Source organism: Gluconobacter japonicus, from assembly GCF_015244665.1.
In the GTDB taxonomy this organism is placed as follows: domain Bacteria; phylum Pseudomonadota; class Alphaproteobacteria; order Acetobacterales; family Acetobacteraceae; genus Gluconobacter; species Gluconobacter japonicus.
On sequence record NZ_JABCQN010000005.1, the window covers coordinates 1 to 24,190 of the forward strand.

25 protein-coding genes, 1 tRNA gene and 1 CRISPR repeat array are annotated in these 24,190 nt (G+C 58.3%); of the genes, 18 read left to right on the forward strand and 8 right to left on the reverse strand.

All coding sequences use genetic code 11. The annotated features are described in order from the left end of the window. Positions 1 to 34: 34 nt before the first annotated feature. Both HKD32_RS10710 and HKD32_RS10715 read right to left on the reverse strand, forming a co-directional pair. A tRNA-Arg gene (locus HKD32_RS10710) sits at positions 35 to 111 on the reverse strand. A gap of 62 nt (positions 112 to 173) precedes the next feature. Beyond that, positions 174 to 548, reverse strand: a complete 375-nt coding sequence (locus HKD32_RS10715; protein ID WP_010502357.1) for a hypothetical protein — start codon at positions 546 to 548, stop codon at positions 174 to 176. Positions 549 to 623: 75 nt separating this feature from the next. Here HKD32_RS10715 and guaA point away from each other — a divergent pair, with 75 nt between their 5' ends. After that, the gene (gene guaA, locus HKD32_RS10720; RefSeq protein WP_175266200.1) at positions 624 to 2,246 is read left to right on the forward strand and encodes a glutamine-hydrolyzing GMP synthase; all 1,623 of its coding nucleotides are present in this window, start codon (positions 624 to 626) and stop codon (positions 2,244 to 2,246) included. Positions 2,247 to 2,304: 58 nt separating this feature from the next. Here guaA and HKD32_RS10725 read toward each other — a convergent pair whose 3' ends face one another. Together HKD32_RS10725 and HKD32_RS10730 are read right to left on the reverse strand one after the other, a co-directional pair. Further along, positions 2,305 to 2,754, reverse strand: coding sequence for a CHRD domain-containing protein (locus HKD32_RS10725; protein WP_034881215.1), 450 nt, complete (start codon positions 2,752 to 2,754; stop codon positions 2,305 to 2,307). A gap of 40 nt (positions 2,755 to 2,794) precedes the next feature. Beyond that, on the reverse strand, positions 2,795 to 3,367 hold the full coding sequence (locus HKD32_RS10730; protein ID WP_010502360.1) for an HNH endonuclease: 573 nt from the start codon (positions 3,365 to 3,367) through the stop codon (positions 2,795 to 2,797). 144 nt (positions 3,368 to 3,511) lie between these two features. Between HKD32_RS10730 and gluQRS the strand changes: the two genes are divergently transcribed. After that, positions 3,512 to 4,345, forward strand: a complete 834-nt coding sequence (gene gluQRS, locus HKD32_RS10735) for a tRNA glutamyl-Q(34) synthetase GluQRS (RefSeq protein ID WP_194257970.1) — start codon at positions 3,512 to 3,514, stop codon at positions 4,343 to 4,345. A gap of 135 nt (positions 4,346 to 4,480) precedes the next feature. Continuing rightward, positions 4,481 to 4,814: a CRISPR direct-repeat array (repeat unit 29 nt; unit sequence CGGTTCATCCCCGCTTACGCGGGGAACAC). A 105-nt stretch (positions 4,815 to 4,919) separates the two neighbouring features. Here the strand turns inward: gluQRS and HKD32_RS10740 are convergent. Both HKD32_RS10740 and argH read right to left on the reverse strand, forming a co-directional pair. Next, the gene (locus tag HKD32_RS10740; protein ID WP_023945348.1) at positions 4,920 to 5,057 is read right to left on the reverse strand and encodes a hypothetical protein; all 138 of its coding nucleotides are present in this window, start codon (positions 5,055 to 5,057) and stop codon (positions 4,920 to 4,922) included. Next, the gene (gene argH, locus HKD32_RS10745) at positions 5,054 to 6,499 is read right to left on the reverse strand and encodes an argininosuccinate lyase (RefSeq protein WP_194257971.1); all 1,446 of its coding nucleotides are present in this window, start codon (positions 6,497 to 6,499) and stop codon (positions 5,054 to 5,056) included. The genes HKD32_RS10740 and argH overlap by 4 nt, the downstream gene beginning before the upstream one ends. 426 nt (positions 6,500 to 6,925) lie before the next feature. Here argH and HKD32_RS10750 point away from each other — a divergent pair, with 426 nt between their 5' ends. Genes HKD32_RS10750 through HKD32_RS10800 form a run of 11 tightly spaced genes read left to right on the forward strand, consistent with a single transcriptional unit; the run spans position 6,926 to position 16,628 of the window. Then, positions 6,926 to 7,495: a TlpA family protein disulfide reductase gene (locus tag HKD32_RS10750; protein ID WP_194257972.1), complete on the forward strand. Its 570-nt coding sequence runs from the start codon at positions 6,926 to 6,928 to the stop codon at positions 7,493 to 7,495. A 35-nt stretch (positions 7,496 to 7,530) separates the two neighbouring features. After that, positions 7,531 to 8,166, forward strand: coding sequence for a TlpA disulfide reductase family protein (locus tag HKD32_RS10755; protein WP_194257973.1), 636 nt, complete (start codon positions 7,531 to 7,533; stop codon positions 8,164 to 8,166). A 16-nt stretch (positions 8,167 to 8,182) separates the two neighbouring features. Then, positions 8,183 to 8,947, forward strand: coding sequence for an N-formylglutamate amidohydrolase (locus tag HKD32_RS10760; RefSeq protein WP_194257974.1), 765 nt, complete (start codon positions 8,183 to 8,185; stop codon positions 8,945 to 8,947). Continuing rightward, a complete protein-coding gene (locus HKD32_RS10765) occupies positions 8,944 to 9,774 on the forward strand; it encodes a shikimate dehydrogenase (RefSeq protein ID WP_194257975.1) in 831 nt (276 codons plus the stop codon). The genes HKD32_RS10760 and HKD32_RS10765 overlap by 4 nt, the downstream gene beginning before the upstream one ends. Positions 9,775 to 9,777: 3 nt before the next feature. Further along, positions 9,778 to 10,383: a dephospho-CoA kinase gene (coaE, locus tag HKD32_RS10770; protein WP_194257976.1), complete on the forward strand. Its 606-nt coding sequence runs from the start codon at positions 9,778 to 9,780 to the stop codon at positions 10,381 to 10,383. Further along, entirely contained in the window at positions 10,380 to 11,066 is a 687-nt protein-coding gene (dnaQ, locus tag HKD32_RS10775) for a DNA polymerase III subunit epsilon (RefSeq protein ID WP_061931705.1), read from the forward strand. The genes coaE and dnaQ overlap by 4 nt, the downstream gene beginning before the upstream one ends. After that, complete coding sequence (locus HKD32_RS10780; protein ID WP_061931707.1) at positions 11,066 to 11,974, forward strand: glycosyltransferase family 9 protein; 909 nt, start codon at positions 11,066 to 11,068, stop codon at positions 11,972 to 11,974. Before dnaQ ends, HKD32_RS10780 begins: the two co-directional genes overlap by 1 nt. 37 nt (positions 11,975 to 12,011) lie before the next feature. Then, a complete protein-coding gene (locus HKD32_RS10785) occupies positions 12,012 to 13,088 on the forward strand; it encodes a glycosyltransferase (RefSeq protein WP_061931817.1) in 1,077 nt (358 codons plus the stop codon). Then, positions 13,088 to 14,848 carry an asparagine synthase (glutamine-hydrolyzing) gene (gene asnB, locus HKD32_RS10790; RefSeq protein ID WP_061931709.1) on the forward strand — a complete coding sequence of 587 codons (1,761 nt, stop codon included), beginning with the start codon at positions 13,088 to 13,090 and terminating at the stop codon, positions 14,846 to 14,848. Before HKD32_RS10785 ends, asnB begins: the two co-directional genes overlap by 1 nt. A gap of 34 nt (positions 14,849 to 14,882) precedes the next feature. Continuing rightward, the gene (locus tag HKD32_RS10795) at positions 14,883 to 16,202 is read left to right on the forward strand and encodes a dihydroorotase (protein ID WP_194257977.1); all 1,320 of its coding nucleotides are present in this window, start codon (positions 14,883 to 14,885) and stop codon (positions 16,200 to 16,202) included. Positions 16,203 to 16,247: 45 nt separating this feature from the next. Continuing rightward, complete coding sequence (locus HKD32_RS10800) at positions 16,248 to 16,628, forward strand: hypothetical protein (RefSeq protein ID WP_061931713.1); 381 nt, start codon at positions 16,248 to 16,250, stop codon at positions 16,626 to 16,628. 6 nt (positions 16,629 to 16,634) lie between these two features. Here the strand turns inward: HKD32_RS10800 and HKD32_RS10805 are convergent, their stop codons facing one another. After that, positions 16,635 to 16,937 (reverse strand): hypothetical protein, encoded by a 303-nt coding sequence (locus tag HKD32_RS10805; RefSeq protein ID WP_010502387.1) that lies wholly within the window; start codon positions 16,935 to 16,937, stop codon positions 16,635 to 16,637. A gap of 154 nt (positions 16,938 to 17,091) precedes the next feature. Between HKD32_RS10805 and HKD32_RS10810 the strand changes: the two genes are divergently transcribed. The 5 genes from HKD32_RS10810 to HKD32_RS10830 all read left to right on the forward strand — a co-directional run bounded on the left by HKD32_RS10810 (position 17,092) and on the right by HKD32_RS10830 (position 23,550). Beyond that, positions 17,092 to 17,772 (forward strand): tetratricopeptide repeat protein, encoded by a 681-nt coding sequence (locus HKD32_RS10810; RefSeq protein ID WP_234781770.1) that lies wholly within the window; start codon positions 17,092 to 17,094, stop codon positions 17,770 to 17,772. Next, a complete protein-coding gene (locus tag HKD32_RS10815; protein ID WP_061931718.1) occupies positions 17,772 to 19,166 on the forward strand; it encodes a PQQ-binding-like beta-propeller repeat protein in 1,395 nt (464 codons plus the stop codon). The genes HKD32_RS10810 and HKD32_RS10815 overlap by 1 nt, the downstream gene beginning before the upstream one ends. 4 nt (positions 19,167 to 19,170) lie before the next feature. Next, on the forward strand, positions 19,171 to 20,562 hold the full coding sequence (gene der / locus HKD32_RS10820) for a ribosome biogenesis GTPase Der (RefSeq protein ID WP_034881641.1): 1,392 nt from the start codon (positions 19,171 to 19,173) through the stop codon (positions 20,560 to 20,562). 181 nt (positions 20,563 to 20,743) lie between these two features. Further along, positions 20,744 to 22,156, forward strand: a complete 1,413-nt coding sequence (locus HKD32_RS10825) for a sugar porter family MFS transporter (RefSeq protein ID WP_061931720.1) — start codon at positions 20,744 to 20,746, stop codon at positions 22,154 to 22,156. A gap of 5 nt (positions 22,157 to 22,161) precedes the next feature. Continuing rightward, positions 22,162 to 23,550: an MFS transporter gene (locus HKD32_RS10830; protein WP_194258012.1), complete on the forward strand. Its 1,389-nt coding sequence runs from the start codon at positions 22,162 to 22,164 to the stop codon at positions 23,548 to 23,550. Here the strand turns inward: HKD32_RS10830 and HKD32_RS10835 are convergent. After that, on the reverse strand, positions 23,519 to 24,187 hold the full coding sequence (locus tag HKD32_RS10835; protein ID WP_061931724.1) for a class I SAM-dependent methyltransferase: 669 nt from the start codon (positions 24,185 to 24,187) through the stop codon (positions 23,519 to 23,521). The two genes, HKD32_RS10830 and HKD32_RS10835, sit on opposite strands and share 32 nt — an antisense overlap. Positions 24,188 to 24,190 lie beyond the last annotated feature (3 nt).

The following is a 24,190-nucleotide window of genomic DNA, read 5'->3' on the forward strand; positions in this document are numbered from 1 at the left end:
AGAATTGACGCACTGATTTTCAGGAAAAGCTGTGTGGTGCACCCGAAAGGACTTGAACCTCTAACCCCCAGATTCGTAGTCTGGTGCTCTATCCAGTTGAGCTACGGGTGCGTCTTGAGGCGGGGTTTTACAGGCGGTTTCTGAACCTGACAACCCCCCTCTGAAAATAATTTCTACTTTCTTGTCATGGTGATGTGAGCACGGCATGCGGCTGAACCGAAAGTGCCGCCAATCGCCTGTCCAACCGGATATCCGTTGAAAACAAGCGGGCTCGGGTGGCCGCTCGTATCTTTGCTGGCGAGTTCTGCATGATAATGATGGGTACCGGGCTGGTACGTTCCGGTCAGAACCTGCGATCCATCCCCCGGTGTGAAAACAATTGTCTTGCCGCGGATTTCAAACGTGGATGTCCGTTCGGTTGGGCAGGTGCCCTGATCGGTCACGAGAGCACCAACCCAACGTCCTGTGGGGTCTTTCCCCGGGTCAGGGGCAGCACAGGCGGCGAGAAATGCCAGTGTTGAGAAAGAAAAAAGAGCAATTGGGCGCATGTTGTGCCTGTCCTGTGATGCAGAATGGATGACGCAGACGACACAACACCTTATAGGAGAGCATCAAAAGGCACCATGAACACGGAACGCGAGGCCATCACATTGACCCAGCAGGACGCCAGCACCGTCGCGAAACTCGACGAAACGCTCCACGAAGACCGCATCCTCATTCTGGATTTCGGCAGCCAGGTAACGCAGCTTATCGCCCGCCGCGTGCGCGAGAGCGGTGTTTACTGCGAAATCTGGCCTTTCACGGCGACAGATGAAAAAATCCGCGAGTTCAATCCGCGCGGTATCATCCTGTCGGGCAGTCCTGCCAGCGTCCACGATGAGAACGCTCCTGCGATTCCGGAAATCGTGTTCTCCCTGAACCGTCCGGTTCTCGGGATCTGCTACGGTCAGCAGGCCATGTGTCAGAAGCTGGGCGGAAAGGTCGAAACGCACGAGCACCGTGAATTCGGTCGCGCTTATATCGACATCGCAGAAGACTGCGCCCTGTTCCGGGGCGTGTGGGCGCGCGGCAAGCGCGAACAGGTCTGGATGAGCCATGGCGATCGCGTCACGCAGCTTCCGCCGGGCTTCCGTGCTGTTGCCTATTCGGAAGGTGCCCCCTTCGCGATTATCGCTGATGAAGGTCGTCGCCTGTATGGCGTGCAGTTCCATCCGGAAGTCGTGCATACGCCGCATGGTGCCGCGCTAATCCGTAACTTCACGCACAATGTTGCGGGTTGCAGCGGAACATGGACGATGGCTGGCTTCCGTGAGCTGGAAATCGCCCGTATCCGCAAGCAGGTTGGTGATGGTCGCGTCATTTGCGGTCTGTCCGGCGGTGTGGACAGCTCCGTGGCTGCAAAGCTGATACACGATGCGATCGGCGACCAACTGACCTGTATTTTCGTCGATCCGGGCATCCTGCGCGCCGGCGAAGCCGACGAAGTCGTCAAGACGTTCCGTGGTCGCTTTAACATTCGTTTGGTTCATCGTGACGCCTCTGACCTGTTCCTTGGGGAACTGGCTGGCGTCAAGGACCCGGAAATCAAGCGCAAGACGATTGGTCGTCTGTTCATCGAAGTTTTCGAAGAAGAAGCTGCAAAGCTTGGTGGCGCGCAGTTCCTTGCACAGGGCACGCTCTATCCGGACGTGATTGAAAGCGTCAGCTTCACGGGGGGGCCGTCCGTCACCATCAAATCCCATCACAACGTCGGTGGCCTTCCCGAACGCATGAACATGCAGCTTGTTGAGCCCCTGCGGGAACTGTTCAAGGATGAAGTCCGTGAACTGGGCCGTGAACTCGGTATTCCTGAAAACATTGTTGGCCGTCATCCATTCCCGGGACCCGGGCTTGCGATTCGTATTCCGGGCGACATTGATCGTGAGAAGCTTGATCTCCTGCGGAAGGTCGATGCAATCTACCTGGAAGAAATCCGTAATGCTGGCCTGTATGACGCCATTTGGCAGGCCTTTGCTGTCCTGCTTCCGGTGCGTACTGTTGGCGTTATGGGCGATGGTCGGACCTACGATCAGGCTTGTGCCCTGCGCGCCGTGACCAGCACGGACGGCATGACGGCCGAAGTCTATCCGTTCGACTTCGCGTTCCTGAACCGTGTCGCTGGCCGTATCGTCAACGAAGTTCGTGGTATCAACCGCGTGACTTACGACATCACGTCCAAGCCGCCGGGAACGATCGAGTGGGAGTAAGGGCTTAGCCCTGAACAGGAAAAGGCCTGCCTTGAAAAGGGCAGGCCTTTTTTATGGCTTAGTGATTGCCGTGATGTTTGTGGCCGGTCAGCTCTGTTGTGAGCTGGGCGCGGGCTTCGCCATCCGGGAATTTTTCGGTGTGCAGGTTGATGTAGCTCTTGCCTGCCAGAACGTCTTTCACCTGATCGGCCGTCAGGTTCAGCGTGCCAGTCATGCGCGTCTGGTAGGGACCATTGATCGGTGCGATGACGCCTGCATCTTCGCCTTCTGCGGCAGGCCCATGCAGATGGATTGCGGTAACGGGGCCTGTCAGACCATTGTCTTCAAAGCGATAGGTGAGAGTGTTCTTGGTTGTGTCCAGCATCGCAGATGCTGAACCCTTGATCGGAGCCGTTGCACCGTGTTCGCCCTTGAATGGTCCGAAAAGATGGATCGTTTCAGCCGAGGCCGGAAGGGCCGTGACAGACAGGCCAAGGGCGAGAGCAGCAGTCAGAAAACTTTTACGCATGGAACGTGATCCTTGCTGAGTGGAGACACTGAACGCTGGCTTAGGTCTCCAGTTCAGTGTTCCAGTACAGATAATCACGCCAGCTTTCGTGGAGATAGTGGGGCGGGAAGGTCCTCCCGTTTTCCTGAAGGAGGCGGCTGCTTGGTTGATCCGGTTTCCGGTGAGGGTACATGCCGATTTCGCTAGGAAGCCGGGAACCCTTGAGGAGATTGCAGGGGCTGCACGCTGTCACCACGTTCTGCCAGGTTGTCTTGCCACCCTTGGCGCGGGGAATGACGTGATCGAATGTCAGTTCATGCGTTGGCAATCGGTCATGGCAGTACTGACACGAAAAATTGTCCCGCAGGAACACATTAAAGCGCGTGAAAGCAGGTTTGCGGGCTGAGGGGATATAGTCCTTCAGGGCAATCACACTGGGGAGACGCATTGTCATGCTTGGAGAATGAACGACGCCGTCTTCATATTCAGACAGAACGGAAACCCGATCGAGAAAGACAGCCTTCACGGCTTCCTGCCATGACCATAGCGAGAGCGGAAAATACGACAGCGGACGGAAATCCGCATTCAGAACAAGAGCCGGAAAATGCTGACTACTGACAGGCACCACGCGCATCCCTTTTCGAGAGGACGGCACATGCGGGAAACTTCGGCGTAGAAAACAGTAAGACAAACGCCGATAAACATGCGTCGTCGGCTTCTTTGAAACGACTATTTCAGTAAACTCCCCAGACTGCAAGAAAACCCTGATGACAGCTTGATGACGCTTCCGCCTGTAACCCGCTTTGCTCCAAGCCCGACCGGATACCTGCATCTCGGGCACGTCGTGTCCGCGCTCCATGCGCGGCAAACGGCGGGGCCGTCGGGACGCTTTCTGGTACGGATTGAGGACATTGATACAACACGCTGCACACCTGATCTGACAGAGGCTCTTCGGCAGGATCTTCAGTGGCTTGGTTTGTGGCCAACTGAACCGGTCCGTCAGCAGTCGCAGCACATCGATGCCTATAAGGCTGTTCTGGATCATCTCCGGCAGCGCAAGCTACTTTATCCCTGCGTTTGCACCCGATCCGAAATCGCCGCTGCGTTCTCAGGACACCATGCCCCCGATGGGAGCGCTGTCTATCCGGGGACGTGCAGGGCGGGCGCGTCAGAAAACGGGCGGAGTCCGGTTTGGCGGCTCGATATGGAACGGGCCCTGAATGAAATTCACGGTGTGCCGTCTTGGCATGAAGTCGGGCAGGGACGGATTGCGGGTCGCGCTGATGAATTTGGCGATATCGTTCTGGGGCGCAGAGACACGGGTGTGTCTTACCATCTGTGCGTGACCCATGATGATGCCCTACAAGGCGTAACCTGTGTCACAAGAGGGCAGGACCTTTACGCTGCCACATCCGTTCATCGTGTGCTTCAGGCTCTGATGAAATGGCCTGAACCTGATTACAGGCACCATGCCCTCATTCTGGATGGGGAGGGAAAAAAGCTCTCCAAACGTGACGGCGCAGCAGGGGTACGTGTCCTCCGCGCGCTGGGTTGGTCTGCACAAAATGTGCTGCAGCACCCACTAGTGGTCAAAGCGCTGGGGGATAGCTGATCGTGACCGCTCGCCGGGAGCGGCCATAACCCTGTTATGTCTGAGATTGAAAAAGCGGCGTAGCGTTTCAAGCGGAGAGTATCCCTGCTCACGCAGGGAACACTTGTCCCGGAACGGCGACACGCCCCCTGTCGTCGGTTCATCCCCGCTCACGCGGGGAACACGATGATTTTTTCCTGTAGTGGTCCAAGTGGACCGGTTCATCCCCGCTTACGCGGGGAACACCAGATGGAAGAGAAGCTCCTGATCTGCTGCGTCGGTTCATCCCCGCTTACGCGGGGAACACACAGCGGTTGGCCTGATTGATGCAACCGCAAACGGTTCATCCCCGCTTACGCGGGGAACACATTGGCCCGATCGGTACAATGCTGGGCGGCGTCGGTTCATCCCCGCTTACGCGGGGAACACATAGTGTCATCCGGGATCGGACGGCCTGCCTCCGGTTCATCCCCGCTTACGCGGGGAACACTCTTCCTGACAACATACTGATACAAAAAGAGAATTTCCATTCCTGAAAATCTACCGATTTTTACAGGCTGTTTTTCACGCCTTCACAAATCCCTGCAAACGTCCATTATTCAGGCGGATAGCTGCGCGGATAGGTGATGTCTGAAGCCGGGCCGGGGGCGTGAGGAGCCCCTTTCTTTCCGCACGCGCTCAGGCCGGTGCCAAGTGCTACGAGGGTCAGGCCAACAAGCAGAAAACGTTTCATGCAGCGTCTCCAAGTTTTTCCAGCCAGGCCTGAGCCTGCTGATGCACGTTGGATGGCGCGGTTCCGCCCAGACTGGTGCGGGACGCCAGAGAAGATTCAACCGTTAGAACATCAAAAATGCCGGCGTTGATGCCCGGTTCTACGGCTTGCATATCTTCAAGAGACAGATCCGCCAGATCACAGCCACGCTGCTCCGCCAGACCGACGAGGCGCCCAGTGACGTGATGGGCCGTCCGGAATGGAACGCGCAGTTCCCGAACCAGCCAGTCCGCCAGATCGGTCGCAGTCGAGAAGCCCATACCGGCAACTTCGCGCATCCGCGTTTCATTCGGCTTCAGGTCGCGAATCATCCCGTCCATGGCGGCGAGGGACAGCGTCATGGCTTCCGTCGCATCAAAGACAGGTTCCTTGTCTTCCTGCGTGTCCTTGGCATAGGCCAGTGGCAGGCCCTTCATGACCGTCAGCAGGCCGGTAAAGTTGCCCATGATGCGGCCGATCTTCGCACGGACCAACTCAGCAGCATCCGGGTTGCGCTTCTGCGGCATGATGGACGAGCCGGTTGTGAACGCATCGGACAGCGTGACGAAGCCGAACGGAGCTGACGCCCACATGACGATTTCTTCTGCCAGACGGGAGAGATGCATGGCCTGTAAGGAGAGCGCGGACAGGAACTCCAGTGCGAAGTCCCGGTCAGACACAGCATCAAGGGAGTTTGCTGTTGGGCGGTCAAAATCCAGTGCCGCTGCCGTCATGGCGCGGTCGATCGGGAAGGACGTTCCAGCCAGAGCAGCAGACCCCAGCGGGCACTCATTCAGGCGTGCGCGGGCATCGCGCAGACGGCCCCGGTCACGGGACAGCATTTCGACGTAAGCCAGAAGATGATGACCGAACGTCACAGGCTGAGCGACCTGAAGATGCGTGAAACCAGGCATCGGCGTGGCGTGATATTCAAGGGCGCGTTTTGCAAGTGCCCGCATGAGGGACGCGGTCTGCTCCTGAAGCCCGTCAATCGCATCACGAACCCACAGGCGGAAATCTGTCGCCACCTGATCGTTGCGTGAGCGTGCTGTGTGCAGGCGCTTGCCAGCTTCACCGATCCGCTCGGACAGGCGGGCCTCGATGTTCATGTGAATGTCTTCGAGAGCCGGTGAAAATTCGAAACGTCCTTCGCCGATTTCCTGCGCGATGTCACCCAGACCCTGCCGAATTTCTGCCAGCTCGGTTTCCGTCAGCAGGCCAACCTTCTGGAGCATGGCGGCATGGGCGAGAGAGCCGCGGATATCCTGGCGCCAGAGAACTTTGTCAAAGCCAATGGAGGCATTGATTTCGCTCATGATGGCGGCCGGTCCGGAGGCAAAACGACCACCCCATTGCGGGTTGGCAGCCGTGCCTTCAAAGCTCGAGGCAGCATCGGTTTCTTTTTCGACAGGAACGTTTTTCATGATGACCGTAACAGGGTGAAACAGAAGCAGGTCGACCGGCGAACCCTTCTTTCAGGAGGCCCAAGCCTACCTGTCGTGGCCAGCCTGTGCAATTCCGCACATGCCGAAGATCGTCCAAAACCGATTGTTTCTGGTGCCGTGTCCTAGCATAGTCGCAGACGCAGTGGCTGTTGTTCCCAAAACCCCAATCTGACCCATATAGATCCATGGATCGTAGATCGGCACGACTTCCGAGCGTGGCTGGGCGTAAGTGAATTCAATTTCGCCAGCACCTATCTGATTGATTTTAAGGGCTGTCTGCGAGCGTTTATTGAAGAGGAAATGGACTGGGGAGCCCCGGACGCGATCACGCAGTTCAGAAAAATGATTGCGGCTCTGAAAGAGTGATGGTGTTGTGGGAATGGGAACAGAAAAGAGAGTGTTTTAATGACAATCCCGATTGGACGGCGTGGATTTATCGCGGGTGTTGGCTGTGTCAGCACTGCTGCGGCCCTGTCAGGCGCAGCGTGGGCGGAACAGCAGGAAAATCTTCGGTCTGTGAAGAGCCTGAAAGCTGGCAAGGCGCAGCTTGATCCAGTCACTCTGCAGTTATCCGGTCCGTCTGGCGCAAATACAAGCCTCGAAGCTCAGCGCGGTAAGCCATTTCTTCTGCATGTGTGGGCAACCTGGTGTGGCCCTTGCAAGCAGGAGCTTCCAAAGCTGGACGCTTTCATGGCGTCCCTTGGAACGGACTGTCCGATCATCCCTGTCGCTGTTGCCAGCGCGACACCTGAAAAGGTTGCAGCCTTTCTGGATGCGGCGGGTCTGAAGCATATTCCCGCGTGGACTGTGGACAAAGTAGCCTACAAGGCATGGCTCAAGACATCCGATGTTGCCATTCCTGTGACGTATCTGATCGATGGATCAGGCCGTCTGCGTGCCTCGGCCGAGGGCGGGGTCAACTGGTCTGCACCAAATGCTGCCCAGCAGCTTCACGATATTCTTGCCGAACTCTGAAATTTTATTCCACTGACGATATCAGGATCTAACGGATGGCTTTTTCATTGACCCGTCGTGCGGCTCTCACCGGGGCTGCAGGACTTCTCGCGACGTCCCGCGCGTTCAGTGCGCCTGCGGAAGGCAAAGGTATACCTTTTGTCCCGAATTCTTTTGGTGTTCTCACCAAACCGCGTATTCTGCCAGCCTTGTCTGTCAAGAACGAGCAGGATCAGGACGTTCCTCTGTCACATTGGTTCGGCAAACCCTTCGTGCTGCATTTCTGGGCAACATGGTGCCCGCCCTGCATCCGTGAACTGCCGTCCGTGAATGCGGCAGCCAAGGCGCTGGGTGCAGACGGGCCGCAGATCGTGACAGTGGCTGTGCGTGGAAGCACCATCCCCAAGGTCCGTGCTTTCTATGACGCCCATCAGATTGGTGCGCTGCCTCTGCTGGTGGATCCAACGTCTTCCGTCATGATGGAAACGGCGGATCAGGATGCTCTGGTGGCGTCTGTCAAACAGGTTCGTCCAGCGGATCTCAAGGATCTGACACCAAGCGTCATGTCTCTGCATGGTGTGCCACGCTCCCTGCTGCTGAACGCCAGGGGAGAAGTCGTGGCCGAAGCAATCGGGAATATGGACTGGTCTGCGGATGCAGTCCGCCATACTCTGTCCGCTCTCGCAGGTTAACAACACTAAAGAGCCAATGTCCCTTCCTCTGCTGGGCGCCGATGATCCGGCACCATTCCTCCTGTTTCCCGAAACGCGGCCCTCGCCATTCGTTCTGGTCAGTGACCATGCAGGCAAAGCCGTTCCCCGAACGCTTGGATTTCTGGGGGTGCAAGAGGCGGAATGGCAGAGGCATATCGCCTGGGATATTGGCATTCTCGGGGTCGGACGCGCTTTGCATGAGAGGCTGGGCTCAACTCTGATCGAGCAGGTCTATTCCCGTCTCGTCATCGATTGTAACCGCGCGCCGGGCCATCCGACGTCCATGCCGCATGTCAGTGACGGAACGCCTGTTCCGGGCAACAGTGCCGCTCCGCTTCAGTGTCGTGCCCGATGCGAACGCGAAATCCTGCACCCCTATCATGATGCAATCGCTGAAGCACTGCTGGAGCGGGCAGGGCGCCCGACGGCGCTCATCGCCCTCCACAGCTTCACGCCGGAAATGGCTGGCGTAAAACGGCCATGGCAGATCGGAATCCTGCATCATAAAGATAGTCGTCTGGCGCAGGCGATGATCGAAATGCTTCGTGCGGAGGGAGACCTCTGTGTGGGCGACAATGAACCCTATGTCCTGACGGACAGCAACGAATACACCGTTCCCCGTCACGCAGAAGCGAACGGCCTGCCGTATCTGGAAATTGAACTCCGGCAGGATCTTATCGCTGATGAGGCGGGACAACGGGAATGGGCAGCGCGTCTTGCGCGGCTTCTGCCTCAGGTCTGGGAGAAACTGGCTGCATGATTGACGGACATACCAAACTTGCTGGCGTCATGGGCTGGCCAGTCGAGCATTCACGCTCCCCGCTGCTTCACAATCACTGGTGTCGTGTGCATGGCGTCAATGGCGCATATGTCCCGCTGCCAACGCGTCCCGAGCATTTTAATGTTGCCCTGAAAGGTCTGGCTGCTGCCGGATTCCAGGGCGTCAATGTCACGATTCCGCACAAGGAAGCGGCCATGCGCGCCTGTGACCGCCTGACGGATACGGCCAGGCGGGCTGGCGCGGTGAACACCGTTCGCTTTGAAAATGGCCAGATCATCGGGGATTGCACGGACGGAACGGGCTTCTGCGACAATCTTACGGCCCATGACGTCACATTGTCAGGCCGTGGACTGATCCTTGGTGCAGGGGGAGCCGCCCGCGCAGTTGCTGCGGCGCTTCTGGATCGTGGATGCGAGGTTATCGTGGCAAACCGCACGATGGAACGGGCCGAAGCCATGGTTGCAGCCCTGAAGGGCGGGGAAGCGGTGGAATGGTATGACTGGCCCAATCTGCTGTCGGGCTGTTCCCTTTTGGTCAACGCAACGTCTCTTGGCATGAACGGCAAAGCGGATATCGACTGGAAACCGCTACTGCGTCAGGCCGGGGCCAATCTGTGCGTGACGGATATTGTTTATACCCCACGCGATACCCCACTGTTGATAGCCGCCCAGAAGGAAGGTCTGCGCACGGTTGATGGGTTGGGAATGCTCATCCATCAGGCACGGGCTGGTTTCCGTTCCTGGTTCGGTGTTGACCCGGAAGCGGATGAGGCGACGTTCAATCTTTTGGCTGCCAACCTGCGCTGAATCATGAAAATCATTGGCCTCACGGGCGGGATGGCAGCGGGGAAGAGTACGGTTGTTACCCTGTTCCGCCGGGCTGGTGTGCCGGTTTTTGACGCCGATGCGACCGTGCGCGGGCTACAGGCGCCAGGAGGAAAGGCTCTCCCCGAAATTACACGCCTTTTTCCCGGTACCGTCACGGATGGGCAGCTTGATCGCCATGCCCTGCGTCAGGCGGTTGTTGGCGATAAACTGGCGCTGAAACGGCTGGAATCCGTTATGCACCCGCTGGTTCGCGCTGAACGAGCACGTTTCCTGCGGCAATGCCGGGCGCGCAAAGAGCCGTTCTGCATGCTGGATATTCCGCTTTTGATGGAAATTGGGGAGGACCAAAACTGCGATGTCGTGGTGGTGGTGCAGGCCCCGATGACGACGCGTCTGAGCCGCATCCGACAGCGCGGACGCGGACAAACACGAATGACTGAGGAGCAGGCGCGGTCCCTGCTGGCCCGGCAGATGCCAGACCATGAACGCAGACGCCGGGCGCACATCGTGATACGAACCGGCCTTTCCCGCGGATCTGCTGCCCGGCAGGTTCGCGCTCTTCTGCACCGTCTGCGCGAGGCTCCATGAAACGCTCGATCCTTTTCGATACGGAAACCACAGGCTTTGACCCGGAGCAGGGCGATCGCATCATCGAAATTGCGGCTATCGAACTGATCGATGATCTGCCGACCACCAATCATTACCACGTCATGGTGCATCCGGAGCGCGACATTCCGGCTGAAGCGACAAAGGTGCATGGTTTTCGGATCGAGGATCTGGAGGGCGCGCCGAAATTTGCCGAAATCGCTGATGGATTTCTGGAGTTCATCGCGGATTCTCCGATGATTGCCCATAACGCGCGCTTCGACTTCAAATTCGTAAATGCTGAACTTGAGAAGTGTGGCCGCGCCCCGTTGGATTATGCCAGTCGGGCGGTCGATACCGTAGAAATGGCGCGTAAGAAGTATCCGGGGATGCCCGCCAGCCTTGATGCGCTGTGCCGTCGTTTCAACATCGACCTGTCCCAGCGTGGCACCCATAACGCGCTGCTGGACTGTAAACTTCTGGCCGAAGTGTATGTCGAACTGATGGGGGGGCGTCAGCGCGGGCTTGGGCTGGCGGGTCCATCGCGGAACAAAAATCTCGCAGGGGCAGAAGACTTTCTGGCCAATCGTACACCCCGGAAAATGCCCCCCCCCACTGCGGAAGAACTGGCCGCTCATGCGGCTTTCGTAGACGGCCTCAAGGAGCCGGTGTGGCGTCGCGACTAATGAAAATTCTGTTCATTACGTCCAACCGGCTGGGCGATGCTGTTATTTCGACAGGGGTTCTGGGAGCATTGCAGGCCCGTTATCCTGCCGCGCTTTTCACAGTTGTCTGCGGCCCGGTTGCGGCGGGGTTGTTCGAGCCTGATCCCCGGTGTGAGCGCGTCATCACACTGGAAAAGCGTCGGCATGATCGCCACTGGCTGGATCTCTGGCAGCAATGCGTGAGAACCCGATGGTTCATGGTGGTAGATCTTCGTGGCTCGCTGCTGAGTCTTACGTTGCGAACGCGCCGTCGCCTGATTGTTCGGGGTGGGCGTCGGGACGGGCGCAAGGTCGAGCAGCTTGGTCAGGCACTGGGACGCCGACAGACGCCTATGCCGCGTGTCTGTGTGTCCGACCATCAGGAGGCAATGGCGCGTACGTTTCTCCCGAGCGGACAATGGCTCGCTCTGGGGCCAACTGCAAACTGGGATGGCAAGATCTGGCCGCCGGAACGGTTTGTTGCTCTGGCTGAAGGTCTGCGTGCGCAGGGACTACGGCCGGTAGTCTTTTATGGGCCGGGAGAGGCGGAAAAAGAACGTGCACGGCCGGTTCTGGAGGCTCTGCCGGATGCGCTCGATCTCGGTGGAAATCGGGAGCTTGGCGAAGTTGCAGCCCTGCTGCGGCGGTGTGCGCTCTTTGTTGGAAATGATTCTGGGCTCATGCATCTCGCTGCGGCAGCGGGAACACCCACGCTTGGTCTGTTCGGGCCATCCCGCATGTCAGAATATGCGCCATCTGGAGAAAATGCCTTCGCTATTGCGGCTCCCGGACCAGAGGGAGAGGCGCCTCTGATGGGCCTTCCCGCTTCGAAAGTCCTTGAAGTTGCGCGAACGATTCTGGACGGAAAAGCTGAAGCCTTCCGAACCTGACCTTGAAGCGCCGCGCTGCATGGCCGATAGAGAAGTCATGAGCATTTCTTCCCAGCCGTCGCCTGTGGCACCGTCTTCTTCTTCGGGACGAAAAGCCAGAGTGGCGCATGTTATGGCCGGGTCTGCGCGAGGGGGGGCGGAACTGTTCTTCGAGCGTCTCTCTATGGCCCAGACGGCGGATCAGCGCCCCGTTCGGGCCTTGATCCGGCACGATGCCGGGCGTGAAGCACGCCTGCGGGCCGCGAATGTGGAGACACAGACGTTCCGTTTTGGCGGCATGCTGGATGTGGGCACAAAGCCGCGTCTTCAGAAAAGTTTACGCGAGTTTCAGCCGGATGTGGTCGTCGCCTGGATGAGCCGTGCGGCCCGGAAACTGCCGTCAGGGCCGTGGCGGACGGCGGGGCGTCTTGGTGGCTATTACGATCTGTCTAACTACCGGCGTTGCGAGCATCTGATCGGCAATACGCGCGGTCTGGCAGACTGGATGAAAATGCAGGGCTGGCCCGCAGACCGTGTGCATTACGTCCCGAATTTTGCGACTGATTTTGCTTCGGTTCAGCCGGCCCGTCCGGAGTTTCTGCCTTCAGACGCGCCTTTCGTGCTGGCACTTGGGCGATTGCATGAGAACAAGGCTTTTGACGTTCTGATCCGGGCCATGACGCGTCTTCCGGGCGTGCATCTCGTGATCGGTGGGGAAGGGCCGGAACGCGTCGCGCTTGAAGAACTGATCCGGAAGGAAGGGCTTTCGGATCGTGTGCACCTGCCGGGCTGGGTGGCCGATAGTGGCCCTTGGCTTAAAGCTTGTGACGTCATGGTCTGTCCGTCCCGGATCGAGCCGCTTGGAAATGTGGTGATCGAAGGTCTGTCTGCTGGTGCCCCGGTCGTCGGAAGTGCCATTCAGGGGCCGCAGGAAATTCTTGCGGGAACAGAAGATGGTCTTCTTGCTCCTGTTGAAGACGCCGAAGCTTTTGCCAGTCAGATTGGAGCCATTCTTGAGGATGCAGCGCTGGCAGGACGTTTGCGGCAGAACGGTCGTGCCCGGTTCGAGCGCGAATTTGCCGAGAGCGTTGTCATGGCCAAATGGTCCGAGTTTCTGGATGGGGGACTGTCCTGATGTGCGGGATTGCGGGACTGTCCTGCCTTCCGGGTCATACGCCGGATCAAGCTGCGCTGGAGCGCATGTCCGCGGCTATTTTCCATCGCGGGCCAGACGGTGAGGGACGTCTCGATTTCGCAGGGGCCGCGCTCAGACACCGGCGGCTGTCTATCGTCGATATTGCAGGGGGGACGCAGCCTTTTCGCGTAGGACATGCAGCTTTGATCGCCAATGGCGAGATCTATAATGATCCCGATATTCGTGCGGGCTTTCCAGCTAATTATTTCAAGACTGGTAGTGATTGCGAGCCGCCGCTCTCTCTCTGGCTGAGGGACGGCACGGGCTATACGCATGATCTTCGTGGCATGTATGCGATTGCAGCGGTGGAGAATGAGCAGGGGCAGCATGAAATGGTGCTGTCTCGCGATCCATTCGGAATCAAACCGCTCTACATCGCGGAGTATGAAGGCGGTATAGCGTTTGCCTCTGAGGCACAGGCGCTTCTGGCCGGAGGTTTCGGTATTCGTCGCGCACGCGGGAAAGCACGGGATGAACTGCTGCAACTCCAGTTTACGACGGGCCAGAAAACGATCTTTCCGGGTATTCGACGTCTGCTTCCAGGTGAGACCCTGCGCATCGTGGACGGTCGCATCGTGGAGTCCCGCCGCAGGCATGTTCTCAAGGAAGCCGCAACGCCAGTTCCAGCCGATCTGACGGACGATCAGGCTCTTCGTCGATTGGATACAGCCCTGCTGGATAGCGTTCACGCCCATTTACGGGCTGACGTACCCCTCGGGTTGTTTCTGTCAGGCGGGATAGACAGTTCCACGATTCTTGCGGCTGCCCATAAGCTGGGCCTGCCGCACCCCAAAACCTGGACCGCCCGTTTTGATAGTGGAAAGGCGGATGAAGCCAGTGATGCAGCGGCTCTGGCAGCCTCGGTCGGGGCCGATCATCATGTCCTGACCGTGACGGAAGCCATGGTCTGGCAGCATCTTCCTGCCATCGTGGCGTGCATGGACGACCCGGCTGCGGATTACGCCATCATTCCAACGTGGTTCCTCGCGCAGGAGGCTCGTAAAGAGGTCACGGTGATCCTGAGCGGGGAAGGCGGGGATGAGCTGTTCGCCGGATATGGCCGTTATCGCCGTGCACTGAAACCCTGGTGGCGGGGCGGAAGAGCTCCCTGGCGTTCAGGGACGTTCGGCCGTTGCTTTCCGGGGCGTGGACGGCAATGGCGGTCAGGACTGGCAGCTATGGAATTTTCGCAGAGCTTGACGGGACTTCCTGCTGTGCAGGCCCTCGATATTGCCGAATGGTTGCCGAACGATCTTCTGCTTAAGCTGGATCGTTGCCTGATGGCGCATTCTGCTGAAGGCCGCACACCTCTGCTGGACCCCGTCGTTGCTGAGGCTGTCTGGTCCTTGCCTGATCGGTTCAAGGTCCGTGATGGGTATGGCAAGTGGCTTCTGCGGCGCTGGCTGCAGGAGGCGTTGCCCCAGGCTCGGCCGTTTGCACCCAAACAGGGCTTCACCGTTCCTGTCGGGCCCTGGATTGAAGGGCAGTCAAAACGACTGGCTCCTCTCGTGGCGCAGCAGGCCTGCATTCAGGCCATTATGCCTGCGCATCGGGTCGAACGTCTTTTCTCCACAGCAACGCAGCGCGGACACGCCCGACAAGCCTGGACGCTGCTGTTCTATGCGCTGTGGCACCGTCATCATATCGAAAACGTCCCGGTGGATGGGGATGTTTTCGAAACGCTCTCCCGCGTTAACTGAACGCGGCTTTCACCAGACTCAATGAGGACAGACCATGCATTACGATCTGATTATCCGGAATGGCCGCTGTGTATTTCCATGGGGTGAGGCCGAGGCTGATCTGGGTGTTCGGGATGGTCGCATTGCTTCCCTGTCCGTTTCGAAAGACGATGATGCCGACCGTGTGATTGATGCGACCGGGCTGCATGTCCTGCCCGGTCTGATCGACAGTCATGTGCATCTGCGCGATCCGGGAAATGCAGCTGTCGAAACACTGGAAACCGGAACACGCGCCGCGGCTCTTGGTGGTGTGACGACCGTATTTGACATGCCCAACACGTCTCCCAGCGTCACGGATAAGGCGATGCTGGACTGGAAGCGTGAGCACATCAGCAAGGTCGCGCATGTGGACGTTGGCATGTATATCGGCGCAACCCGTGAGAACACGCCGGACCTTGCGATGCTGGAGCAGCAGCCGGGTGTCTGCGCGATCAAGGTCTTTGCGGGGTCTTCAACCGGTAATCTGATGATTGAAGATGATGCCGGTATCGAAGCCGTCATGCGCTCCGGTCATCGTCGCGTTTGCTTCCATTCTGAAGATGAATACCGTCTTCAGGAGCGCAAGCCCATGTTCCATGAAGGGCAGCCCTATGCCACACATAGCATCTGGCGGGATGTGGAATGTGCATTTCTCGGTACCCGTCGTATTATGGCGATTGCCCGCAAGACGGGTCGTCCGGCCCATATTCTTCATACGTCCACGGCGGAAGAACTGGAGTATCTGGCAGGCTTCCGGGATGTTTCAACGGTTGAAGTTCTGGTCAATCATCTCACGCAGGTCGGCCCGAACTGCTACGAAAAGCTGGGCGGTCTCGCCGTCATGAATCCGCCTCTGCGCGATCAGTATCATTACGAAGCAAGCTGGAAAGCCATTCAGGATGGTCGTGTGGATGTCGTCTCATCCGACCATGCGCCGCATCCGCTTGAGGCCAAGAAACGTCCGTGGCCGAACTGCCCCGCCGGTCTGACGGGCGTTCAGACGATCGTGCCGGTTATGCTCGATCATGTGAATGCGGGTCGCCTGAGCCTGTCCCGCCTTGTCGATCTGATGGCTGCTGGTCCGGCGCGCGTTTACGGGCTTCAGACAAAGGGGCGGATGGCTGTCGGTTTCGACGCGGATTTCACGCTGGTAGATATGAAGGCGGAGCGCGAAATCACGAATGACTGGATCGCGTCTCCGGCCGGCTGGACGCCTTTTGACGGCACGCAGGTGACGGGTTGGCCGATGGCAACCATCGTGCGCGGAACAGTCGTCATGCAGGACGATGAAGTGATTGGAAACGCAACGGGACGTTTTGCCAAATTTGCGCCTTGATCGGGGCGTAGGGCGCGCGACGCTTCGACCAGGAAAGGGAGCTTTATGATTCGTCCCGTTGCCGCGCTGTGCGGCCTGTCTCTTCTGTCCGTGCTTGCTGCTGGAACAGCTACGGCTGCCGACTCCGGCTGGAGTGCGCCCAAATGTGGTGCCGAGCCGACGGCACCCACGGTCAAAGCCGGGACGGTCGCCCAGTACAACGAGAGCGTGGACCGCGTAACGGCTTACGAAAAAGAGGCCCGGGCCTATAACGCTTGCGTCTCAGGGCAAGCCAATCGCGAAGAAACTGCCATCAGTCAGGACGCCAGCGCCAGGATTTCGCATATCCATACAGCGAGTGCGGCGGTGCAGTCCCGCATTGCAGGGTCATTCCAGAAGCTGTCCACGGAACTGACGGCTGCTGGCCGTAAGCTCGGGCACCACTAAAAAACATTACTGCCCCATACGTGTCTGATTTTGCAGAGGGGTAAGGCTCGTCGGGCCTTCATAGGTCTGGCGGGCCACATTGGGCATCAGGTCCGGCCTGGCCCAGCAATCCGTCCCTTCAAAGCTGGTCGTGCAGTAAGGCTGGGGCGGGGGCGGCCCAACTGGACGGGAGCAGAAACTCTCGTCGTCATAGAGATAGGCTGTGTTGCAGTCCTTGCCGGTGAGGGCAGAGGCAATGCGGTCCGGGGCACATCCGCCGAGAGCGCAAAGCATCAGGGCTGATGGCAGCAGCAGGGCTGGTTTCTTCATGCCGGAGAAGATCATCTGGCAGGAGTTAAGGAAGCCCTAAAACGGCGATGAGTTTCTTTCGGTAACAGCTTCTCAAGCGAAGCGTTTGCCGCAAACGTGCGGCACCTGTATGGTTCCGCCAGAACTTTACAAAACCGATCCAACAGGGGACCAGGTGGCGGACGATTTCATCACAGAGGTGAACGAGGAAATTCGGCTTCAGCGCTTACGGGCAGCTGCACGTCGATGGGGTGCTGTCGTGGCAGGTGTCGTCGTCGTAGGCGCGATCGGCGGTGGCGTCTGGGAATGGCAGACTCATGCCCGCAAAGCGGCGCAGGGTGCGGCTTCCGCCCGATATTTCACGGCACTCGAAACGCTGGCTGATCCCAAGCATGACAAGTCTGTCACGCAGCAGGCTGAAGCAACTTTTCAGGATCTGGCCGATCATGGCCCGGCGGGAGTTCGCTCCTATGCCGCGCTGCGTCTGGCTGATCTGAAGATGCAGGATCACGATACGGCCTCTGCGCTGAAAGCCTGGAACAGTGTTGCGTCCGATTCTGCTGCCGAACCTGCACTGAAGGATCTGGCGCGGTACATGGTCCTGAATGCCCAGACCAACACGGCAGATCCGAAGACGCTGCGTCCCGGCTATGAAGGTCTTGCCCAGAATGGTGGGGCCTGGGGGGCGTTGGCGCAGGAAGGTCTTGTTGGGTTGGATCTGCGTTCTGGCGCAACTGCCGAACAGCAGAAAGAAGCCCAGCGTTTGCTGACGCAGATCAGCGGGAATGCTGATGCGTCTGAAGGGGTTCGTGCCCGTGCACAGGCTCTGCTTGAAACCTTTGGAGACGCTGGTTGATGCGCCGCCCTGACCGATCTTCCCCGACCGTGAACCGTCGTTCCTTGTTACAGGTCGCCTGTTCCGGTGCTGCCCTGACCGCACTGGGTGGATGCAGCCTGTTTAATGATGATGAAAAGCCAATGCTGGCTGGCCATCGTGTTGACGTTCTGTCCACCGGGGCTGGCCTGACCGTTGATCCCGAAGATCATACGCCGATCAGCCTTTCAGCCCCGCAGGCTGTAACGGAATGGCTCCAGCCGGATCGCACGCCGGATCATGTTTCGGTTAATGCGATTGGTAGTGGCCTTGATCTCAAATGGAGCCGTTCGATCGGCGCCGAGGTCAACCCGACGAGCTTCCTGGCCATGGTGGCCATCTTGCCGAACAGTCGTGGCGCGATTCAGTCGCCGCCAGTGATTGGAAATGGTCGTATCTTCACGACGGACGCACAGGGTGTCGTGAAAGCATGGACCTGGCCGGGTATGAAGCAACTCTGGTCACATCAGCCAGCACCAGCCAAGTCCCGCTCCACCAATATTGGTGGTGGCGTCGCACTGGAAGGCGACACGCTTTACATCGTCGACGGTGTGGCGCAGGCGCTGGCAGTCGATGCTGCAACCGGCAAGGTAAAATGGACTGTCGATCTCGGAACGCCGGGCCGCTCTGCGCCAACCATCGCGGACGGTCTGGTCGTTTTCGGGACGATTGATGAGCGTCTGTTTGCGCTGGAAGCTGCGACAGGTCGTCAGGTCTGGACGTATCAGGCCACTGGTGCGGATACGGTTGTCTTTGGTCAGGCTGCTCCCGCCATCGTAGATGGGGTGGTGCTTGCAGGCTTTGGCAGCGGTGATCTCGTTGCCCTGCGTGCGACATCCGGCGAAATGGTCTGGAGTGACAGTCTTGGCGGTGCCAATGGTATGGGCGCCATGCTGGATTTCTCCTGTATCCGTGGTGCACCAGTCATCGTTAAGGGAACGGCCTACGCCATCTCCATGTCCCGCGTTCTCGTGGCTGTGGACATGCGGTCTGGTCGCCGCCTCTGGGAGCGTGAAGTCAGCGGCCAGACACCCCTGACAATCTGTGGCGACTGGATGTTTGTCCTGTCCACGGATCAGCAGCTCGCCTGTCTGGACCGCTTGTCTGGTCATGTGCGCTGGATTACACAGCTTCGTCGCTTCCGCCGTCAGGAAGTTCAGAAGGATGCCGTCCAGTGGGTCGGTCCTCTTCTGGTAAACGGCAAGCTGATCTGTTTCTCCACCCTGCCACAGGAAGGCATGGTGGTTGTTGATGCCGTAACAGGCAAAATTGAATCGACCCGTAAAACCACGGCGCCATGCCAGGTTCAGCCAATCGTCTGTGACGGTCTGGTGCTGACACTGTCCCAGGATGCTGTTCTGCGGGCCTATGGCTGAACGAATGACCTCTGAGAACCTGCCCATCGTTGTTATCGCCGGGCGCCCGAATGTCGGGAAATCCACTCTTTTCAACCGGCTCGTCGGACGCCGTCAGGCGCTTGTTTCGGACGAGCCCGGTGTAACGCGCGACCGCAAGGAGGGCGAGGCCCTCATGCGCGGTCGTCGTATCCGCATCATCGATACGGCCGGTCTTGAAGAAGCGGCGCCGGATACGCTGTTCGGGCGTATGCGGGCCTCTTCCGAATCCGCTGTTTCCATGGCGGATCTGGTTCTGTTCTGCATTGATGCCCGTGCAGGCATCACGCCAACGGATGCCCATTTCGCCAACTGGCTGCGTCGTCAGAACCGCCCGGTCATGCTGATTGCCAACAAGGCAGAAGGCAAAGCTGGAACTGATGCGGCACTGGAAGCCTATTCGCTGGGTCTGGGGACGCCACTGGCTCTTTCGGCCGAGCATGGCGAAGGCATCAGCGATCTCATGGGTGAGATTGTGGATCGTCTGCCACATGCGCCTCGTCAGGTTCGCCATCGTCGTCGTGACGAAGAGCCTGAAGAGGGCGAAGAGCAGGAAGAACGTCCGGCTGGACCGCTGCATCTTGCGATTGTCGGCCGCCCGAATGCAGGTAAATCAACGCTTCTGAATTGCCTTCTGGGCGAAGAGCGCATGATTACTGGCCCGGAAGCCGGCCTGACCCGTGACTCCATTTCGGTGGAACTGTTCGATGAGGTTGGACCGATCCGTCTTGTTGATACGGCCGGCATGCGGAAACGCGCACGCGTCGAGCAGCCTCTGGAGCGCATGTCTGTCTCTGCGTCCATTGAAGCGCTGAAAATGGCAGAAGTGGTTGTTCTGACTCTGGATGCCACGCTCGGTGTTCATGAGCAGGATCTCCAGATCGCGCGTCTGATCGAGAAAGAGGGTCGTGCCTGCGTTCTTGCCCTGAACAAGTGGGACGCTGTTGAAGATCGTGTTGCGACCCGCAAGGCTATTTCTGACCGGATCGAGACATCCCTGGCGCAGGTTCGTGGTATCCCTGTGGTGACGTTCTCTGCACTGACAGGGGCGGGTGTTCATCGTCTGCTTCCCGCGGTCCGTAAGGCTTACGAAGTCTGGAACTCGCGTGTCACGACGGGCGAACTCAATCGCTGGTTCGAGGAAATGTTGGACCGGCATCAGCCGCCACTGGTGGATGGTCGTCGTCTTAAGTTGCGCTACATGACGCAGGTCAAGGCACGTCCGCCAACCTTCCTGCTGTTTGGGACCCGCGCTGAAATGCTGCCAGATGCGTACAAGCGCTATCTGGTCAATGGCCTTCGCGAGACGTTCCATATGCCGGGTGTGCCAATCCGTATCCAGTTGCGTGGCACGAAAAACCCTTACGCAGATAAGTGATGCTCTTTTCTGTTCCGGTATGCATCGTACGCATACCGGAACAGAAAATCTAAACTGGACTATAAAACTCCCTCTTTTCGTATATCTATCCCTCTCCAAACGTTGGTGTTGGTTTGTGTTCGGTCCTAGAAAGATCGTCAGGTATGAGCCAGACCTGAGTTAAGGATGAGGAACAGGAATTATGGTCGGGATTGCTGCGGTCCGCAGTGAGGACGTTTCAGGGGAGCCTCAACGCAGCACGGCACGCGCTACGGCACTGGGGATCATGGCGGCGCTTGCTGGCCTGATGTTCGGTCTCGATACTGGTGTGGTTGCGGGCGCTCTGCCCTTTATCGCTACAGATTTTCAGGCCAGTGACGCCCTGCAAGGGTGGATTGTATCGTCCATGATGGCAGGAGCCGCATTTGGTTCTCTGGTTGCTGGGCGTATCTCCACGCGATACGGGCGTACCGGGGCCATGCTTGGCGCCGCAATTTTATTTCTTCTCGGGACGCTGCTGTGCGCCCTGGCACCGTCTGCTTTGATCCTGATTATCGGGCGCGTCTTTCTGGGACTGGCCGTAGGTCTCGCAGCGTTTGCTGCGCCGCTCTATATTTCTGAAATCACTGTCGAATCCGCTCGCGGGTCCATGATTTCCTTTTACCAGTTGATGGTCACGCTCGGCATTTTCCTCGCCTTCGTGTCTGACAGTCTTCTGGCGAGCGGTCAGCACTGGCGTTGGATGCTCGGAATCATGGCGGTTCCTGCAACGCTGTTTCTGGGCATTGTGTTGATCCTCCCGCACAGCCCGCGCTGGTTGATGATGCAAGGGCGCAAGGACCATGCACGCCGTGTTCTCAACAGCCTGCGTTCCGACGAGGAAGTGGCAGAAGCTGAACTGGCCGACATTCAGGCGCGTTTGCACAAAAGCAGCGATGCCGGGTTCGGCCTGTTTCGTAGCAATCCCAATTTCCGTCGCTCTGTCTATCTCGGTATGCTTCTTCAGGTCATGCAGCAGCTGACCGGGATCAATGCCCTGCTGTATTATGCGCCGCGCGTTTTTCAGGCGGCCCATTTTGGTGTCAACGCGTCCATCTGGGCTACGACACTTGTCGGTCTGACGAACATGATCCTAACGGGTGTGGCGATTGCCTGCGTGGACAAATGGGGCCGTCGTCCGCTTCTCATCCTGAGCTGCGTCATTGCGGGATTGGCGTTGCTGGGTGTGGGCATCCTGTTGGCGGTCGGCGCTTCGAGCTTTGAGGCTCAGATTGCTCTGTGCGGGTTTGTTCTATTGTTCGTGGCTGGATTCGCAATCGGTGAGGGGCCGCTTGTCTGGACCCTGTGCTCCGAAGTTCAGCCCACGCGCGGACGTGATTTCGGAATTGGCTGCTCTACTGTCACAAACTGGGGGGCAAACTGGGCGATTTCCAAGACTTTCCCGATGATCATGGTCGCTATGGGCGCTGCATCAACATTTATTATGTTTGCCGCTTTCAATGGACTTTTCATGCTTGTCACGCTCATGATGGTTCCGGAAACGAAAGGTGTCTCTCTTGAGATGATTGAGACCAATCTTTTTGCCGGTAAAAAATTGAGGGATCTGGGGCGTTAATCGTGATGAAAGTCGCTGCCGCTGGCGAGAAAGATCTCGACTGCGACCACCAACGACACGCTGGGCTTTACGGAGCCCAGCGTGTCAAAGCCATGTCAGCCGTTCTGCTTGGACTGCTGCTTTCCGTTCTGGATTACGCCATTGCGAACGTGGCGCTTCCGTCCATCGCCCATGATCTGAATGCCCCGTCTTCACGGGCGATCTGGGTGGTGAATGCCTATCAGTTGGCCAACCTGTCCTGCCTCTTGCCTCTGGCGTCTTTCGGGTCGCGGGTAGGCTTTGCCCGTATGAGCCAGATTGGCATTTTCCTGTTTCTCATCACGTCTGTCGGCTGCGCCCTGTCCCAGAACCTGCTGGAACTGACGCTGGCCCGGGCCCTTCAGGGGGTTGGGGGGGCGTGCATCATGAGCGTGAATATCGCGCTCGTGCGATTCATTTATCCCCATGCAGAGCTTGGTAAGGGCATTGCCCTGAATGGCCTTTTTGTGGGTATTGGTGTGGCTCTGGGGCCAACGATTGGTTCGATTGTTCTTTCGGTCGCGAGCTGGCCATGGATTTTCTGGATCAATTTGCCTCTGGCCTTGGCGGCTCTTGCCATGGCGCATTTTGCTCTGCCACAAACGCCCCGAAGCGAAACGCAGGCTGATATTCCCGGCTCCATCCTGACCGTGGCTTCTTTTGCGTTGCTTGGCATCGGTCTCGATGGATTGATGCACGGCGACTTCCTGCCGGGATCGCTGCTGACTGGCGCTGGTCTGATCTGCTGGTGGCTTCTGCTCCGGTATCAGAAGGGGCGTCGGGAGCCGATTGTTCCTGTGGATCTTCTGGCGCGGCGGCCATTTCTGCTGGCCTGCCTGGTTGGATTTCTCGGCTTTGTGGCCTCAAACCTCTATATTGTCGCCATGCCTTTCACCTTGGCGTCAGCCTTTCATCGTGGCGATTCCACGATCGGGCTTCTGATTGCGCCGTGGGCGGTTGGCGTGGCTGTAATGTCATTTGTGGTCGGGAAAATGGCTGACCGCTTTCCTGCCTCTGTGCTGTCTTCCTTGGGATTGCTGCTGACAGCTTTTGGCTTTCTGCTGCTCTGGCTGTTGCCGCTAGATGCGAGTAATGCTGCGATTGCGTGGCGCACCCTGCTGGCTGGGTGTGGTTTTGGTCTGTTCCAACCTCCCAATAACCGGGCCATCATGGTGTCGGCCCCTGCCGGTCGGGAAGGTGGGGCCAGTGGCATGCTCTCAGTCGCACGTCTTGGAGGGCAGACGACGGGCGCCTTGCTCGTGGCTGCCCTTTTCACAATCTTCTCTCACCCAGCCTTTATCTGCCTCGGCGGCGCGATGATCGCCGCGTTGACAGGATCCGCTCTTAGTCTTGGGCGGAAGTACCTCGCAGACTGAAGAGTGTTGTTGTGCGCTGGTCGGTACTTTCCAGCTCCTGAGTGGTCTGGACGTTCTGTTGAGCCAGAATGTCCAGATCCAGTTTGGGAGCGTAATGCCGTCCGGGATCGCAGAGCCAGACTTCGCAGTGCTGGGCACAGTCCAGCAGCCATGGCATGATGCGTGCGGCCATGGCCTCGTTGTAACAGACGTCTCCGATGACCAAGAGATCGCAGTCAGGCTTTGAGCCTACCAGATCTCCAGCAAGAAGAGTCACCGTGACACTATTCAGTGTGGCGTTCAGGGCAGTGGCTTCCAGCGCCATTTGATCGATATCGTTGGCGTCTACAGCAGATGCCCCGGCCATTACTGCAGCAATGGCGGCTAGACCGCATCCGCATGCGACGTCCAGAACACGCTTGCCGTGCACCCGCTCAGGGTTGTCCAGAATATAGCGTGCGATAAGCTGGCTGCCCGGCCACGTAAAGGCCCAGAAGGGCGGCTCAATGCCATGCGCTTCAAGAAACGCCTCGCTGGCCTGCCAGATAGGAGTGATATCTGTTGCCAGATGCAGGGCGATTTCCGGCACAAGTCCGGCCCTTTCGACTGCCGTGTGGTCGCGGATGAATGCCGCTGGGTCCTGCAGTCTGACGGGCATGGT